General features: G+C 73.6%; 14 protein-coding genes. 10 read left to right on the top strand and 4 right to left on the bottom strand.

Annotation, left to right across the window (positions count from 1 at the left end; all coding sequences use genetic code 11):
* The 3 genes from AB0K37_RS32250 to AB0K37_RS32240 all read left to right on the top strand — a co-directional run.
* Positions 1 to 332, top strand: a 332-nt coding sequence (locus AB0K37_RS32250; protein ID WP_363987418.1) for an ROK family protein, incomplete at its 5' end; no start/stop codon positions are given.
* A gap of 335 nt (positions 333 to 667) precedes the next feature.
* The gene (locus AB0K37_RS32245) at positions 668 to 2,542 is read left to right on the top strand and encodes an FAD/NAD(P)-binding protein (protein ID WP_363987416.1); all 1,875 of its coding nucleotides are present in this window, start codon (positions 668 to 670) and stop codon (positions 2,540 to 2,542) included.
* A 156-nt stretch (positions 2,543 to 2,698) separates the two neighbouring features.
* Positions 2,699 to 3,916: a putative PEP-binding protein gene (locus AB0K37_RS32240; RefSeq protein WP_363987414.1), complete on the top strand. Its 1,218-nt coding sequence runs from the start codon at positions 2,699 to 2,701 to the stop codon at positions 3,914 to 3,916.
* A 4-nt stretch (positions 3,917 to 3,920) separates the two neighbouring features.
* On the opposite strand, the gene AB0K37_RS32235 is transcribed toward AB0K37_RS32240, so the two are convergent.
* Positions 3,921 to 4,259 (bottom strand): VOC family protein, encoded by a 339-nt coding sequence (locus AB0K37_RS32235; protein WP_363987413.1) that lies wholly within the window; start codon positions 4,257 to 4,259, stop codon positions 3,921 to 3,923.
* Between the two features lie 158 nt (positions 4,260 to 4,417).
* Between AB0K37_RS32235 and AB0K37_RS32230 the strand changes: the two genes are divergently transcribed.
* The 3 genes from AB0K37_RS32230 (at position 4,418) to AB0K37_RS32220 (ending at position 7,551) form a co-directional block, all read left to right on the top strand.
* Positions 4,418 to 5,650, top strand: coding sequence for an acetyl-CoA hydrolase/transferase C-terminal domain-containing protein (locus AB0K37_RS32230; RefSeq protein WP_363987411.1), 1,233 nt, complete (start codon positions 4,418 to 4,420; stop codon positions 5,648 to 5,650).
* A 118-nt stretch (positions 5,651 to 5,768) separates the two neighbouring features.
* The gene (locus tag AB0K37_RS32225; protein WP_363987409.1) at positions 5,769 to 7,010 is read left to right on the top strand and encodes an oxygenase MpaB family protein; all 1,242 of its coding nucleotides are present in this window, start codon (positions 5,769 to 5,771) and stop codon (positions 7,008 to 7,010) included.
* A 196-nt stretch (positions 7,011 to 7,206) separates the two neighbouring features.
* Positions 7,207 to 7,551 carry an antibiotic biosynthesis monooxygenase gene (locus AB0K37_RS32220; RefSeq protein WP_363987408.1) on the top strand — a complete coding sequence of 115 codons (345 nt, stop codon included), beginning with the start codon at positions 7,207 to 7,209 and terminating at the stop codon, positions 7,549 to 7,551.
* Here the strand turns inward: AB0K37_RS32220 and AB0K37_RS32215 are convergent.
* From AB0K37_RS32215 to AB0K37_RS32205, 3 genes are all read right to left on the bottom strand, one after another.
* Positions 7,548 to 10,160, bottom strand: coding sequence for a DUF4132 domain-containing protein (locus tag AB0K37_RS32215; protein WP_363987406.1), 2,613 nt, complete (start codon positions 10,158 to 10,160; stop codon positions 7,548 to 7,550). The genes AB0K37_RS32220 and AB0K37_RS32215 overlap by 4 nt on opposite strands.
* A 62-nt stretch (positions 10,161 to 10,222) precedes the next feature.
* A complete protein-coding gene (locus AB0K37_RS32210) occupies positions 10,223 to 11,161 on the bottom strand; it encodes a DUF5996 family protein (protein WP_363987404.1) in 939 nt (312 codons plus the stop codon).
* A 31-nt stretch (positions 11,162 to 11,192) separates the two neighbouring features.
* A complete protein-coding gene (locus AB0K37_RS32205; RefSeq protein WP_363987402.1) occupies positions 11,193 to 13,718 on the bottom strand; it encodes a tetratricopeptide repeat protein in 2,526 nt (841 codons plus the stop codon).
* Between the two features lie 175 nt (positions 13,719 to 13,893).
* Between AB0K37_RS32205 and AB0K37_RS32200 the strand changes: the two genes are divergently transcribed.
* The 4 genes from AB0K37_RS32200 to AB0K37_RS32185 all read left to right on the top strand — a co-directional run.
* Positions 13,894 to 14,349: a carboxymuconolactone decarboxylase family protein gene (locus tag AB0K37_RS32200; RefSeq protein WP_363987400.1), complete on the top strand. Its 456-nt coding sequence runs from the start codon at positions 13,894 to 13,896 to the stop codon at positions 14,347 to 14,349.
* A 49-nt stretch (positions 14,350 to 14,398) separates the two neighbouring features.
* Complete coding sequence (locus AB0K37_RS32195) at positions 14,399 to 14,872, top strand: DUF1801 domain-containing protein (RefSeq protein ID WP_363987398.1); 474 nt, start codon at positions 14,399 to 14,401, stop codon at positions 14,870 to 14,872.
* Positions 14,873 to 14,952: 80 nt separating this feature from the next.
* Positions 14,953 to 15,675 carry an SDR family oxidoreductase gene (locus tag AB0K37_RS32190; protein ID WP_363987396.1) on the top strand — a complete coding sequence of 241 codons (723 nt, stop codon included), beginning with the start codon at positions 14,953 to 14,955 and terminating at the stop codon, positions 15,673 to 15,675.
* The coding region (locus tag AB0K37_RS32185) for a MarR family winged helix-turn-helix transcriptional regulator (RefSeq protein ID WP_363987394.1) at positions 15,665 to 16,230 on the top strand (566 nt) is incomplete at its 3' end. The genes AB0K37_RS32190 and AB0K37_RS32185, both read left to right, overlap by 11 nt.

Below are 16,230 nucleotides of genomic sequence, written 5' to 3'. Positions count from 1 at the left end.
TCCTCCAGCTTGGTCGCGTACGCGGCCGGCGACGGGAAGTACCAGGGCAGCTCGGCGGCGACGCCGCCGCCCAGCGGGTCGTGGACGCCGTGGCCGCGACCTTCGCGCAGGCGATCGCCCCCGCCGTGCTCGTCCTCGATCCCGACACCGTCGTGATCGGCGGCGGCGTCGCCCGCGCCGGGCCCGTCCTGCTCACCGCCATCACCCGGCACCTGACCGAACTGACCCTGACCCCGCCCGCCGTGGAGTTCTCCGGCCTCGCCGAGGACACCGTCCTCACCGGCGCCCTGCACCTCGCCCTCGACGAGGTCTGGCGCCGCCTCACCGTCTGAGACGCGAAGATCGCCTGAAGCGGCTCGCGGCCGACACAGGGAAAACCGGTAGCGCTCGGAGACCCGGACGGGCGCGGGCCGGCGCGGCCCCGCCCACGTGACGCGGCTCCCGAACGCCCGGCCCGCCGTTCACCGATCGAGGCATCCGCTATTAATTCATATAGCGAATTGCCCGGCGTGTGGGGCCATTCACGGGGAGCCGATTTTCCGGCGCGAACGCCGCCGCAGGAATATGCGCCACCCGATCCGCCGCCGAACCATTGAGCGCGGATGGCAATGCGCTACGCTCGACAGTGAATGCTTTGTAGCCGTTCGGTGCGGGCGGGGGTTGCCACGTGGGCTTTCCAGAGACCCGAAGGGTCGTCATCGTCGGCGCGGGCTTAGCCGGAACCGCCACCGCCATACGTCTCATGCAGTTCGCCCGGGAACCTTTACAAGTGGTGCTGATAGAGCGGCGGCCCGAATATCGCAGTGCGGGCGTGGCCTATCATCCTTCGGGCAACCACTGGCATCACGTCTTCAATATTCAGGCGGGCCGGATGTCGATGTTCCGGGAGGACGTCGACGATTTCGTGGACTGGGCCAACACCGAGGCCGACCGGACCGGCTGGCCCCCGAGGTGGAGCGGCTTCACCTTCACCGAGTCCGGACCGGCGCCCCGCAGGCTCTACGCTGACTACCTGAGCACGCGCCTGGCCGAGGCCGCACGCGAGGCGTCGGACGGCGTGGAGTTGCTCGAGGTCGACGGCGAGGCGGTCGACATGACGGTCCGCACCGCGGGTGGCACCGACCGCGTGCGAGTCGTCGTCGAGAAGCGCTCCTCGCCGCGGTCCGGCGCCGGGCCGGACCAGCTGGCGATCGAGGCCGACCACGCCGTCCTCGCCACGGGGCTGGAAGAGCGGGAGCTCCCGTTCGCCGCCGGCGTCGAGGACCACCCCTGCTTCGTACGGCACCCGTACTCCGAGCAGGGGATCGAGCGGATCCTCGGCGTGCGGCGGGACGCCGAGGTCGCCATCGTCGGCACGCTGCTGAGCGCGTACGACTCGGCGTCGCTCCTGCTGCGGCACGGCCACACCGGGAAGATCCACATGATCTCGCGTTCCGGGCTGTCGCTGCGCACCTATCCCTCCGACCACCGGCACCACGTCCTCGAGCTGCCGGCTCCGCGGCTGCACGCCGACGGCTACGAGGGGTGCGACGAGCTCGTCCGGCTCTTCAGGGACGAGTGGGAACGCGCCCGCGTCCACGTCGCCCGGCGGCATGCCGGCGTGGCGCCCGCGGTCGTGAGCGAGCGCATCGCCAAGGCCTGGGAGCCCCACCTGCCCGAGGTCCTGGCCCGGGTCCCCTCGGCCGATCTCCGCGCGCTCCTCGACCGGTACGGGAGCCTGCTCGCCACGCTGCGCGTGAGCGCCGTCCCCTACATCACCGAGTTCGTCGACGCCGCGATGGCGGAGGGCGGCCAGGTCGTCGTCACCACCGGCGCCGTCCGCGGGATCGCCGCCACCGAGGCCGGCGCCCTGCGGGTGTCGGTGTCCGGGCCCGCGTCGGCGCGGACGGTCGAGGCGGACCTGGTGATCTCCAACTTCGGGCGGGAGACCGACTACGGGCGCGTCGGTTCGGCGCTCTGGAGGAACCTGCTGCGCAGGGGCATCGCCGTGCGGCACCGGCGGACCGGGCGCGGCGTCGAGGTGGACGGCCACGGCTTCCTGCTCGGACCGGCCGGCGTGCGCACCGCTCCGGTCACCGTGGTCGGCTGCCCCCGGGAGGGCGACGAGATCACCCGGTACGGCCGGACGGGCGCGTTCACGTTCAACCTCGCCGCGATCAAGAACCACTCGGTCGGCGTCGCCGCGGCCGTGCTGCGCGACCTCGAATCCTGCTACGAAGAACCGGCCGAGACCGTGTCCAAGGCCGTGGCCCACGGCTCGGACGACGAGGTGCGCGAGGCGTTCGCCCGCGCGGTCCGCCTCGACGTGCACCGGATGGCCGCCCGGCGCCGCCGCGACCGGCGGGCGCCGGCGGCGCGTCTCGCGAGCGGTCTCCGGGCCCTCCGCGGCGCCATGACCGCCGACGGCGAGGCCGCCGCTTCTGAGGGGGCGCTGCGCTTCGTCGTGAACACCGAAGCCACGGCCACGCTCAACGACCTGTCCGTAACGCCACGGGACCTCCGTGCGCTGCTCGAACTCGACGGGCCGCCGGAGTCCCGATAGCCCGAAAAGGCATATCGGCATTCGAGAAGGTGCGTTTTCTCATCCACGGCTGTAACTCTCTATTCATGCTCTGCCCGGGACGGGCCCGACCGCGCATCGCTTTCAGCGCGGCCGGGCCGGCGCCGCCACCCGGGACCGGCGAGAGAGAGGACGTCCGTGAGCCCTCGCGAAGTTCCAGGGGTTGTGCTCGTCGATTCACACCAGCGATCCGTTCAAGGACCTTGCAACCGCAGTAGGAAACCGGTCGACGGCGCCATTCTCGTCGTCGAAGCACTCGGTCCCGACCTCTACGACGCCATCCTCGCCTGCTCCGCCGTGATCTGCGCGAAAGGCGGCCGGACCGGCCACATGCAATCCCTTTGCCGCTCGCGCGGAATCCCCGTGCTGCGCGTCGCGCCGTCCGACCTGGAATCGCTCGCCGGGGAGGCCACCGTCCTGCTCGACCGCGCGTCGGTCGTCCTCGGCGAGGCCGCGCAGGAGGTGCCCGCCCCGCGGCGCCCGGCCGCCGCCTTCGGCGGCATCGAGTCGATCTGCGTGGTCGTCGCCGACACCACCGACATCCGGGCGACCAACGCCCTCGCACCGCGCGTCGAGCCCGCCGACTCCTTCTTCATCCGCGAGGAGTTCGTCTGCTTCTCCGCCGCCCTGAGCCCGATCGACTCGCTCCGGGAGGGCGTCCGGGAGGCCGAGCGCTACGGCGCGGCCGTGGCGTCGGAGCTGTGCCCGATGGTGCGCGAGCTCCTTCCCGGCCAGCGTCTGATCATGAGGCTCCTCGACCTGCGCTCCGACGACGCCGCCAAGATCACGTCCGGCGCCCACGTGGACGACGAGCCGAACCCCGAACTCGGCCGGCACGGCGCCCGGTGGCTGCTGCGGGAGCGCCGCTACCCCCACGCCTTCCGGGCGCTGCGGGCCCGCCTGCGGGACCGGCTGGGCGCGGACGCGGACCGGGTGCGTTTCGCCGTTCCGTTCATCAACGACCGCGACGAGTACGTGCGGCTGCGGCGGTTCCTCGGCCTCGGGGACGAGACGCCGCTCGCCGTCTTCGTCGAGACGCCGGCCGCGGTGCATTCGGCGGCCGACTTCTGCGCCTCCGGGGCGGGCGAGCTGTTCGTCGGCACCAAGGACCTGATCCAGTTCTACCTCGCCGCCGACCGCGGCAACCACCTGGTCTCGGCCGCCTACCAGACCCGGCATCCGGCGGTCCTGGCCGCGCTGCGCCAGGCCGTCGAGTCCGGCCGCGGCGCCGGGGTCCCGGTCCACGTGTTCGCGCTCGGCGCCGACCTGGACCACTACGCCCGGCACCTTCCGGTGCGCAGGCTCATGATGTGCGCCGCCGAGCTGCGGCACCTCGCCGGGAGGCGGGCGGCCTAGCGCGTCAGCCGGCGCCGCCGAAACCGATCTCGTTGCCCTCCGGGTCGCGGAAGACCACCTTGGTCACGCCGTCGCCGTACTCCTCGCGTCCCGCCGGCGGGATGCCCCGCCGCGCGACCCCCGCGACCCGGTCGGCGAGATCGTCCACGAACGCGAGCACCAGAGCGTGCCCGGCCCGCTCCGGGTCCTGCACGATGTAGACGTACCGGTGCTCGGCCACCTCCCAGACGGCCTCGACGTCGTTGGGCAGGAACGACGGCTTCGCGCCGAAGAACCGCTCGTACCACGGCAGCGCCTCCGCGTAGTCGGTGACGGGGATGCCGGCGAAGAGATCGAGTGACATGTCGCTCCTCGTGCGTCGGGATGCGTCACAGGTGATGACCGCGGCGGGGCCGCGAACTCATCGCCGCCCTTGGCGTCGGCGCCGTCCCGCCGGTCGGGCAGACTGGCCACGCGGACCCGCCGCGACCTGGTCGTGAAGTCACTCGGAAAGGGATCTCGATGCGCGTTGTCTCCCAGGAGGATCTGGCACGGGTGCTGGCCGGGCTGCCGGGGCGGCCCCGGATCGTGGCCGGCGGCAACTTCGCCGCCCCCCGGCGGGCCCTGCAGCTCCTGGACTCCGCGGTCGCCGAGTACCGCCTGTTCATGCTCAACGCCCAGCTGGAGCTGCCGGAGCGCGAAGGGGTCGACCTGGAGACGCCCTTCGTCGGCGCCGGGATGCGCGGTCGCGCGAACCTCCGCTACTTCCCGTCGCGGCTGTCGCTGGTGCCGAACCTGCTGAAGGACTCGCTGCCGCCGGACGTGGTGATCGTGCAGACCTCCCTGCCGGTCGGCGGGACCGTCTCGCTCGGCATCGAGGTCAACATCCTGCCCGCCGCCATCGAGGCGGTCCGCGCGCGCGGCGGCCTGGTCGTCGCCCAGCTCAACCCCCGCATGCCCTACACGTTCGGCGACGCCGTCCTGGCGACCGACGAGATCGACCTGGCGATCGAGGACGACGAGCCGCTCGCGACCCCGGTCCCCCGGCCGCCCGGCGAGGTCGCCCACGAGATCGGCGAGCGGGTGGCCCGGCTCGTCCCGCAGGACGCCACCCTGCAGCTCGGCATCGGCGCCATACCGGACGCCGTGCTCTCCTCGCTGCTCGACCGGCGAGGGCTGCGCGTCTGGTCGGAGATGTTCAGCGACGGGGTGCTGGCGCTGGAGAAGGCGGGCGCGCTCGACGCCGCGACGCCGATCACCGCGTCCTTCGCCTTCGGCGGTCCGGAGCTGTACGCCTGGGCCGACCGCAACGAGCGGATCCGGATGCTGCGCACCGAGAAGACCAACGACCCGAGCCTCATCGCCCGCCGCCCCCGCATGGTCTCGGTGAACTCGGCGCTCCAGGTCGACCTGTTCGCCCAGGCCAACGCCAGCCGCGTCCGCGGGGTGATCTACTCCGGCTTCGGCGGGCAGACCGACTTCGTCGTCGGCGCGCTGCACTCCCCCGGCGGGCACGCCGTCATCGCCCTGCCGTCCTGGCATCCGCGCGCGGACGTCTCGACCGTCATCCCGCGCCTCGCCGGGCCGGTCACCTCGTTCCAGCACAGCTACATCGTCAGCGAGCGGGGCGCCGCCACCGTGTGGGGGAACGACGCCGCCTCCCAGGCCCAGCAGATCATCGACCACGTCGCCCACCCCTCCGCCCGCGACGAGCTGCGCGAGCAGGGCCGCGAGCTCGGCTTCCCCCTCCGCTGATCCCCAGCTATTGGCACATCGCCAATAAGGGTCTAGTGTTCCGGTCAGCTCAGGAAACCCGGGGGTGTCCGGCATCGCGATCGGCGGGACGCCTCCGGCCCCCAGGAGGAGCGAAGGCATGGACAGACCCAGCAGACGCAACGTGTTGTTGACCGGTGGGGCGCTCGGAGCGCTCGGTGCCCTCGGCGTCGCCTCGCCGGCGCAGGCGTCCCCCCTGTGGACGTGGTCGCCCAAGGGCTCGGTGGCGGGCGCCGGCGAGGGCGCCGACCCGCGGTGGGTGTGGGACCCGGAGGCCGACGCGCTGGTCGCCTCGCTGCTCGACCGGGGCGACGTGCCCAAGGTCAACGAGCTGCTGCGCACGTGGACCAGGAACGGCCAGCCGCTGCCGGACGGGCTGCCTGCGGATCTGCGCGACTTCATGGAACGCGCCCGCCGGCTGCCGGCGTGGGCCGACCCGGGCAAGCTGGCCACCGCGTTCGAGTTCAACGAGAAGCGAGGCCTCTACCTGGGCGTCACCTACGGCTTCGCCAGCGGGATGATGAGCACGGCCATCCCCAAGGAGGCGCGCGCGGTCTACTACTCCAAGGGCGGCGCGGACATGAGGGACCGCATCACCAAGACCGCCAAGCTCGGCTACGACATCGGCACCGAGAAGGCGTTCGAGCCCGACGGCGAGATGATCGTCACCTGCGTCAAGACGCGGCTGGTGCACGCCGCCGTGCGCCACCTGCTGCCGAAGTCCCCGTACTGGACGAAGGCGGCCGACGAGAAGATCCCGATCAGCCAGGCGGACATGATGGTCACCTGGCACAGCCTGCCCACGACCGTCATGCAGAACCTGGTCCGGTGGAAGGTTCCGATCCCGGCCGCCGAGTCCGAGGCGTTCCTGCTGTCCTGGCAGCTCGCCGGGCACATGCTCGGCATCCGGGACGAGTACATCCCGAAGTCGTGGGACGAGGCGAACTCCCAGGCCGAGCAGGTGCTGACCCCGGTGCTCGCGCCGACCCCCGAGGGGGTCAAGCTGGCCGACATCCTGCTCAACCTCGGCTCCACGATCGACGGCGGGCTCCTCACCAAGCCCATCCTCGGCTCGCTCACGCGCTTCATGCTCGGCGACGAGATCGCCGGATGGCTGAAGATCCCGCGGGACCCGCTGTGGGACCCGCTCATCCAGAACCTCTGGCCGCCCTTCGTCGCCGTCCGCGAAGGCTTCCTCGACCTCACGAAGGCGCCGAAGGAACTGCGGCAGCTCTACTGGGCCTTCGACGAGATCCTCCGCCAGGGCGCCCTGCTCTACCTGTCCGGGTTCAAGATGCCGATCAGCATCGAGATCCCGCAGACCAACAACCCGCACTACTGACCCGGCCCGCCCCGGACCGCGCTCGCGGCGGCCTCGGTACCGCCCCGCTCTCCCCCGCGCCGACCGCGCGACGCCGGCGCCGTGCCCGGAACCCGTATCGGGTTCCGGGCCCGGCATCGCCGTGCGGCGCTCGCGTGCCGCCCGCCGGCGGTACAGTCGGCGGTCCAGCGTTGAGACCGTCGACGAGGGGAGCCCGATGATCGCCAGAGTGTGGCGCGCGACCGCCACCGCCGAGGGCGCGGAGGCCTACCGCGACCACTTCACGGGCTCGGTGCTCCCGGCCCTCCGCTCCGTGGACGGCCATCGAGGCGCGTACCTGTTCCGCCGGGACGCGGGCGACCGGGTGGAGCTGGAGGTCATGACCCTGTGGGACTCCCTCGACGCCGTCCGGGCGTTCGCGGGAGACGACATCTCGACGGCCGTCGTGGAGCCGGAGGCCCGGGCCGCCGTCCTGACCTACGACACGACGGTCACCCACCGGACGGCCATGGTCGACACCGTCACCGACGCGAGGTGGGGCGGAGCCCTCCCGTCCGGCTAGGACGCGCTGCGGACGAGGTCGTGCACGGCCTCGCTCATGGTGACCGGGTCGACTTCGCCGAGCGGCACCGTGACCTCCGGCGAGCGGGCCGGGGTCGGCCCCGCCCAGAAGGCGTTGATCCTCTGGTCCTCGCCCTCGCCGTACATGTAGTACCCCAGGCCGGGGCTCAGTTCCGCCACGACGTACAGGCCGGCGGGGTCGCGCCGGGCGAGCCACCCGCCCGCGAACCCACCGTCGGCGTCCAGGGACTCCCAGCGCCCCTGCGAGTGGCCCTTGGCCTTGCCGTAGGGCAGGACGAGCCCCTCGACCCGGGCGAGCCGGTGCGCGGCGCGCTCGGCTTCCGTGAGCCGGTGGACCGGCCGTCCGAGCTGCTCGAACGGCTGCAGGATCTCGTAGTCGGCGAACAGCTCGGCCCAGGCGCGCAGGTCGTCGCCCAGCAGGACCGGATGGGCGATGGCGATGCGGTTGTCCGGCGCGGGGGCGAACGGGTCGTCGCGGACGTCGGCGTAGTCGCGGCCCTCGTCGACGCGGAAGGCCGTTCCGGAGTCGGTCGTCCACACGAGCCGGCGGACGATGTGCCCCAGCAGCGGGTGGTCGACGAACAGGGCGCGGAACTCCTCCGGCGTCCAGCTCCGCCGGTTGACCATGGCCAGTTCCAGGCGCCTGATCTCCTGGTCGGCGATCGTCCGCAGATCCTTGCGGAGGCCGGCGAACAGGGCGTGGGCGGCCGGGGCGAGCGCCGGATCGTCCTTGGGGCCGGGCTTCGGCGCGCTCTTGCGCCGCTTGCCGCCGGGCTCCACGACCAGCGGGACGAGCTGCTCGTCGAACGTCACGGTGAACCGGCGCGCGCCGTAGTCCAGGACGAGGGTGCCCCGCTCGTCCAGCCCGAAGTCGGGGACGGCGCGGTCGGCCAGCGCGTCCCGCGTCATCCCGCGCGCCGCGGCGATCGCGTCGATCGTGCGGTCCGCCCTGCTCTTCAGCCCCTTGTACCTGCCGCGGCGGGTCAGCTCGAACAGGTGGGTCAGGGCCACGTCGGAGCCGATCGCGGCGAGGACGTCCAGCGCGGCCGCAGCGCGGCTCGTCAGGCCCTGGCCCGGCCAGGCCTTGATCAGCGGGCTGAGCCGCCGCACCGTGGTGTCGTCGCCGATGAGGCCGAGCTGCGCCAGCGCCCAGTTGTGCCGGGTCGGCGCGCCGAGCGCCTGCCAGCGTTCGAACACCGCCCAGGAGAACTCGGCCAGCGAGTGCCGGTCGCAGTGCGCGCGGACCTCCGCCGCCTCGGGCGCCTTCTTGGCGAGGAGGTTCAGCAGGCGCGCGGTCGCGCTCGCGGGCAGCGCCCGGTCGCCGCCGCGCGTGAGGATCCGGGGAAGCAGCGCGGGGTTGGCCCAGTCCGTCTTCGCGCCGCGGGCGGGCTTGCCGGTGAGGATCGCGGGCACGTCGTCGCTGTCGGGGACGGCAGATCGCGGCAGCAGCGCCTCGGCGCTCCCCGAGAGCGGCGCCTCGGCCAGACCGGGCCTGGCGTGGAGCAGCCCGCGCACCGTTCCCGCCGCTTGCAGACCCCTCACCGTGTCATCGCCGACCAGCGGGGCCAGGGCTCGGAGCGCGTGCTCAGGGTGCCGTCCGGCCGCCTCCTGCAAAGCGGTCGGCACGCCTTTCAGCCCCATGTGGTCGAGCAGGAGCGGGAAGATCCTCTCGTCCGCGATCCCCACGAGGGCCCGTAGCACGGTCGGCCGCGTCTCGTCGGCGTTGTATCCGCCCTGGAGCTCCCTGCCGAGCAGCGGGAGCGCCTCCGCGCCCAGGCCGTCGAGAAGCGTTCCGATGACGGCGGGAGTGACCGGAATCCAGCCCGCCCTGCCGATCTGCGCCGCGCTGGACAGCGAGCACACCAGGTACTCGTGTTCGAGCGCCTGGTGGCTCCACCCGAAGGTGTCGTCGAAGGTCTCGTCCAGCCAGGCCGTCTCGGACGGGAGGAGGTAGGCGGCCACGCGCCGCCTCCAGGCGTCGCCGCGATGGCGCGACAGTCGTGTGATGGCGTCGCGGTACTCGTCCTCGGGCGCGGCGGCCAGCAGCGCGCGGAGCCGCTTGAGAACCCCCTCCTCGGCGATCCACCGGTTCGCCGGGAAGTGGTCTTCGGAGGTGACGCGCCGGATCTCACCGCGCCATCCCCTGGGCGGGTCGACGTAGCTGTAGGCGACGAGCCGGACGACGCCGTCGGGGCCGGGTGTCGCGGATACCGGCACCGGGCCGAGTTCGACCGAGTAGAGCTCGGTGACCGCGCAGGCGGCGAAGGCGAGCCCGTGGTCGAGCACCCACGCGTCCAGGAACGCCGCACCGCCGGTGCCTTCGAGGTACCGCACCGCGACGGCGGCGACGGCCGCCGCACCCGCCGGGTCGGCCTGCCCGTCCAGCCACGCCCGCGCGGCCCGGCCGAGCTCCGGGTCGGTGCGCTCGTGCTCCAGCATCTCCGCGGCGATCGGGCGGGCCTTCCGCAACCGCTCGCGCGCCCTCCGCGCCGCGTCCTCGTCCGGGACGACCGGCGGGCCGGGGACGCCGCCGCGCCTCGGATGGATGTGTTCGCGCCACTCGTCCGGGATGTCCACCGTCTCGACCATGGCATCGCAAGCTAGCGGCGGCGTCCGACATCCCGGTCACTCGACCGCGGCGGGGTCCCGGCTCAGGCCCCTTCGCGGGACTTGTGGTCCCATCGCGCGGGGTCGGCCTCCAGCGCGGAGCGGTCCCAGTCTCCGAGGTCGGCCGCCGCCTCGTAGGTGCCCTGCAGGAACTCCAGGAGGGCCCGGTCGGGGTCGGGATCCTCCCGCACCGCCTCGTACGGGAGCAGGAACTGGCCGTTCTCCCTGCTGTAGAAGGCGCCGGACGGGCCCACCGGACGGTCGGCGAACCCGGCGGGCTCGGGATAGGCGTAGGCGTAGAAGGACCCCTCCTCGCCGCCGCCCGGCCAGAACCCGCAGCTGCTGAGCTCCCGCGAGTACCCCTCGACCATCACCCAGTCCCCGCAGTTCGGGGCGCCGCCCGGGTGCTCCGGCGCGTCCCGCCCGGAGAAGCGCGTGCAGGCGAGGTCCATGGCGCCCCAGAAGAAGTGCACGGGACTGACCTTGCCGATGTAGCGGGACCGGAACTCCCCCAGCACGCGCGCGGCCTGGAGCAGTTGGTGCCAGAACAGGTGCGCCGCCTCGGGATCGTACGAGGCGTGCTGGTCGTCCTCCTCGAACGGGATCGCCGGTTCGACCTCGTTCGGGCGCGCCTGGATGCGCGTCTCGATCCCCAGCTCGTGCAGGGCGGCCATCGTCCGGGCGTAGAACCGCGACACCGGCATGGGCGCGAGCTCGAACTCCCGGAGGCTGCCGTCCGAGCTCCGCAGCCGCAGCCGGTGGTCGACGAAGTCGAACTCGATGTCGAAAGCGCCCCCGTCGTACGGGATCGCGGACGTGGTCAGCCCGCGGGGGCTGACGTAGAGCGTCACGTTCCACCAGTGGTTCACCAGCGGTGCGTGGGCCAGACGCACCTTGCCGACGATCTGCGTCCACATGTGCAGGGTGTCGCGCGTCGGCGTCCAGTCGGCGACGCGCAGCCGTGGCCAGGCCTGCCGTTCCACCAGAGCCCCCCTTCCAGCCGGAACATCCGGGTCATGCCCCGGATCGGGCCTCCGCAACAGTGCCGGACGAGGGATCGCCCGGATCGAGGTCCCGCCGGATGGCCAGCGCGGCCGCGCGGTGCTCGGCGGCCGCCACCGGGTCCGTCCCGTCGAGGACCGCCGCGATCCCCTCGCGGGCCAGCGCCTCGGCGTGGCGGTACCCCAGCCTCGGGGCCAGTTCCAGCGCCTGCCGGTGCAGGCGCAGCGCCTCCTCCGGCAGGCCCGCCAGCCGGCACGTCTCCGCATGGCCGTAGAGGAAGTGGATCTTCCAGTGCTCCTCGAACAGCTCGTCCAGCAGGGCGAAGGCCCGGCGGTGCGCTTCCAGCGCCTCCTCGTAGCGGCCCGCCTGCCGCAGGGCGACGCCCAGGCAGTTCAGGCACCAGGCCTCGTTGTGCCGGTGGCCGTCCTCGCGGGCCAGCGCCAGCGCCCGCTCCAAGTGCTCCGTCGCCTCGCCGGGCTCCTCGGCGGCGATGGCGACGCCGAGGGTGATCCGGGCCGTCAGCGCGGGAGGCCACGCGGGGTCGGCGTGCGGGATCTCCAGCACGGCGCGGGCGAGCCGCGCCGCCTCCTCGCGCTGCCCGAGCTGCAGCATCGCCCACGCCTCGTACGCGGTCGCGTGGGCGGAGCCCGTCGGGCAGCCGGCGTCCCGGTACAGCCCGCCCGCCCGCCGGAAGAGGTCGAGCGGCTCCTCGACCCGGCCCTCGTCCCACTTCAGGTAGCCCCGCCGCATGGTCAGCTCGGCCTCGGTCCTGGCGTTCCCGGCCCGGGACACCAGCGGCCCCGCCGCCTCGTAGGCGGCGTCCGCCTCCGCCATCCGTCCCGCGTTGTAGCGGGCGAAGCCGAGGTCGCTGTGCGCTTCCGCCAGTTGCGCCGGGTCGTCCAGGCGCCGCGCGGCGACCAGCGAGTGCTCGAAGAGGACGTTGAGGTGCGTGGTGCCGCACCGCCGCGCGAAGAAGGCCCGCATGCGGCGGGGCAACTCGCACACGTGCGCGTCGGCTCCGGCGGCGACCGCCGCCTCGAAGACGGCCATCAGGTTGGTGTACTCGGTGGCGAACCACAGGAGCGCCGCGTGCTTGCCGGCGAACTCCGGCAGGTCCGCCGGCGGCCGGCCCGCCGACACCTCCAGGCCGGGGGGCAGGTACGACACCGCGGCGTCCGCGGCCGCCGCCGCGTGCACGTAGTAGTCGAGCACCCGGCCGAGCGCCCGCTCCCGCTCGGCGGGCGGGTCCTCCTCGGCGGCGGCGCGGAGCGCGTGCTGGCGCACCAGGTCGTGCAGCCGGTAGCGCCCGGCCGCCGGCTGCTGGACGAGGTGCGCGTCGAGAAGGTCCTCCAGCATCGCCTGGGCGGCGCGCAGCGGGACGTCCGCCAGCGCCGCGGCCACGTGCTCGTCGAAGGTCGAACCGGGCACCAGGCCCAGCAGGCGGAAGAAGCGGCGCCGCCCCCGGTCCAGCTGCCGCACGGACATCGCGAACGCCGTGTCGAACTCCGTGGCCCCCTCGGCCATCCGCTCGACGAGGATGCCCACGGTCCAGCCCGGCCGGTGCCGCAGCCGCGCCGCCGCCAGCCGCAGCGCCAGCGGCAGGTGCCCGCACCGCCGCAGCACCTCGGCCGCGGCCTCCGGCTCGCGGGCCAGCCGGCCGTCGGATCCGCCCGGGTCGCCGCTGGCGCGGGCCAGCAGTTCGGCGGCCTCCCGCGGCGTCAGCACGTCCAGCGACACGGGGGGCACCTCCTCCAGGCCCAGCAGCCGGTTGCGGCTGGTGACCAGCGCCACGGAGGGGCCCGCGCCGGGCAGCAGCGGGCGGATCTGGTCGGCGTCCACGGCGTTGTCGAGGACCACCACGGCCCGCCGGTGCGCCAGTTCCGAGCGCCAGCAGGCGGCCAGCGGCTCGATGCCGCCCTCCTGCGGGATCTTCTCCGACGGAACGTCCAGGGCGGCCAGCAGGGCCCGCAGCGCGGGATCGGGGCCGAGCGGTTCCCGCCCGGCGGTGAAGCCGTGCAGGTCGATGTAGAGCTGGGCGTCGGGATAGGCGGCGGCGAGCCGGTGCGCGGCGTGCACCGCCAGGCACGTCTTGCCGACGCCCGCCATGCCGTCCACGGCGACCACGCCGCCGGCGTCCACCGCGGCGAGCACGGCCGCGAGCTCGGCCTCGCGCCCGGTGAAGTCGGGGACGTCGCGCGGCAGGTCGTTGCGGGGCGGGCGCGGCGCGCCGGAGGGCGGCGCCGGGGGCTGGACCTGCCTGCTGGTCTTCGGCGGCGCGGGCAGCGGGCTGGAGGCCCGCTCCCAGAGGGGGCGCAGCGGGCGGGGGTCGCGCTTGAGGAGGCGGCAGAGCGCGATCACCGCCGTCCAGGGCGGCACGGTCTGTCCGCTGAGGTAGCGCGACAGCGACGACGAGCTGAGCCCGGCGTCCCGCGCGAGGGCCCGGACGCCGAGACCGGACAGCTCCTGCAGCATGCGCAGCCGGGCCGCGAGCTCGTCCTGCGGGTCGGACTTCTCCGCCCGGCGCTGTTGCACGACCACCGTTCCCCCGCCTTCCGTCCCACCGCCACAGAACTCATGCGGAGCGCGTCGCCGCTGCTCAAAGGCGTTGCGCCTGTCCCACGGCGTCCCATCGACGTCGTCATCGTAGGCCGCCCGGGCTGGAATTGGGACATGCCCCCGAGGGAAGGGGGCACGACCGCAGAGGAGAACGCAGATGCAGTCCCGAATGAAGAACCCCGCCATGGTCCTGCCCGGCGCGATGCAGCCCATCCAGGAGCTCTTCAAGGCCGTGCACTCCGGCGGCGTCTCGGCGGAGACCCTGGAGCTGGTGCACCTGCGGGTCAGCCAGATCAACGGCTGCAGCGCCTGCGTGGACGCCGGCGCGAAGACGGCGCGCAAGGCGGGGGTGACCGACGAGCGGCTGGCCACCGTCGCCGCCTGGAGGGAGGCCCCGTACTTCACCGAGGAGGAGCGCGCGGCGCTGGCGCTGGCCGAGGCCGCGACGCGGCTGGCCGACCGCGCCGACGCCGTGAGCGACGACGTCTGGGACGCCGCCGCCACCTACTTCGACGAGAAGGAGCTGGCCGCGATCGTCCTGATGATCGGCGTCACCAACCTGTTCAACCGGCTCAACGCCACGACCCGGCAGATCGCCGGCGCGTGGGGCTGAGCGCTCCCCCGTCCGCCGACCCCCCTCAACGAACCAGGAGAATCCCGCCATGAGCGACACGAAGAAGAACGGCACGAGCACGGCGTCCGGCGAGAAGTTCGACGGCTTCACCGCCGAGGAGCGAGCCGCGATGAAGGAGCACGCCCAGGAGCTGAAGAAGGCCGCGCGCCGCAGCCCGGGCAAGGCCAAGGCCGACGGGGAGAGCGACGTCCTCGCCAAGATCGCCGAGATGGAGGACGCGGACCGCGCCATCGCCGAACGGGTGCACGAGATCGTCCGGGCCGCCGCGCCGCACCTCGTGCCGAGGCTCTGGTACGGCCAGCCCGCGTACTCCAAGGACGGCAAGGTGCTCTGCTTCTTCCAGGCCAAGGCGAAGTTCAAGACGCGGTACGCGACCCTCGGGTTCAGCGACGTGGCGGCCCTCGACGACGGCGCCATGTGGCCGACCTCCTTCGCCCTGCCGCAGCTGACCGCCGAGGGCGAGGCGCGGATCGCCGACCTGGTGAAGCGGGCCGCGGGCTGAAGGCGCGCCGGGCGCGGCGGGCGGCGCCCCGGAGCTCCCTGCTAGAGTGAGTTTAGACCTAAACTCAAGGAGGTTCCGACATGGCGCGCACGATCGTGGTCAGCGGCGGCGGCACCGGCATCGGCAGGGCGGTGGCGGCTCGCTTCGCGGCCGGAGGGGACAGGGTGGCCGTCGTCGGCCGCCGCGCCGGGGTGCTGGAGAAGGCGGCCGGGGAGATCGGCGGCACCGCGCTGCCGGCCGACCTGAGCGATCCGGCCGGGGTCGAGCGGGTCCGCGCCGAGCTGGCGGAGCGCTTCGGATCGATCGACGTGCTGGTCAACGCCGCGGGCGGCAACGCCGAGTACCACGGCGGCCCCGGCGGCGTCCTGGAGCGGTGGACGAGCAACTTCCGCGCCAACGTCCTGACGTCGGTGCTGCCGACCGAGGCGCTCCGCGATCTGCTGAACCCGTCCGGGAGGGTCGTGTTCATCTCCTCGGTCGCGGCGCTGCGCGGTTCCGGCGGCACGTCCTACGGCCCGATGAAGGCGGCCCTGCACCCGTACGCGTTCGATCTCGCAGCCGCGCTCGGACCGCGCGGCATCACGGTCAACGTGGTCGCCCCGGGGTTCATCGAGGACACCGAGTTCTTCGGCGGCTCCATGACCGACGAGCGCCGCGCGGCGCTCGTCGCGCAGACCCACACCGGGCGGGCCGGGACGCCGGGGGACGTCGCCGAGACCGTGCACTGGCTCGCCTCGCCCGGCGCCGGGCACGTCACCGCTCAGATCGTCCAGGTCAACGGCGGTGCCGAGCGTGGCCGCTGAGCCGCCGCGCGACGGCGCCGACGCCATCCAGGACGCCTGGCGTCGCGAGCTGCCGGGCGTCCCGGTGGAGTCGATCGGGGTCGTCACCCGGATCTGGTGGGCCGCCAAGGTCTTCGGCGACGAGCGCCGCCGCCTCCTGGCGGGGCTGGGGGTGGACGTCGCGACGCTGGACCTGCTGTCCACCCTGCGCCGCTCCGGCCCGCCGTACCGGATGAGCCCGGGCGAGCTGGCCGACGCCTGCATGGTGACGCGCGGGGCGATCACCCAGCGCGTGGAGCGGGCCGCCGGGGCCGGGCTGGTGGAGCGGACCACCGCCGGGTCCGGGTACCACGCGCGCGCGGTCACCCTCACCGGGGAGGGCGGCGCCCTGCTCGACCGCGTCGTCGCCGACCTGCTCGCGGCCGAGGACCGGCTCATCGGCCATCTCGCCCCCGACCGCCGCGAGCAGCTCGCCGACCTGCTGCGCGAGCTGCTCGCCGGGCTCGGCGGCCCGAGCCCGGCGCGCCCGGGCGGTGACTGTCCCACCAGGCCCCCGGCGGCCGGGGCGTCCGCGCG

Source organism: Actinomadura sp. NPDC049753 (genome assembly GCF_040674655.1).
GTDB classification, from domain to species: Bacteria; Actinomycetota; Actinomycetes; order Streptosporangiales; family Streptosporangiaceae; genus Spirillospora; species Spirillospora verrucosospora.
The sequence above is the reverse complement of the archived record's forward strand: the minus strand, read 5'-3'. Positions and strand labels throughout refer to the sequence as shown.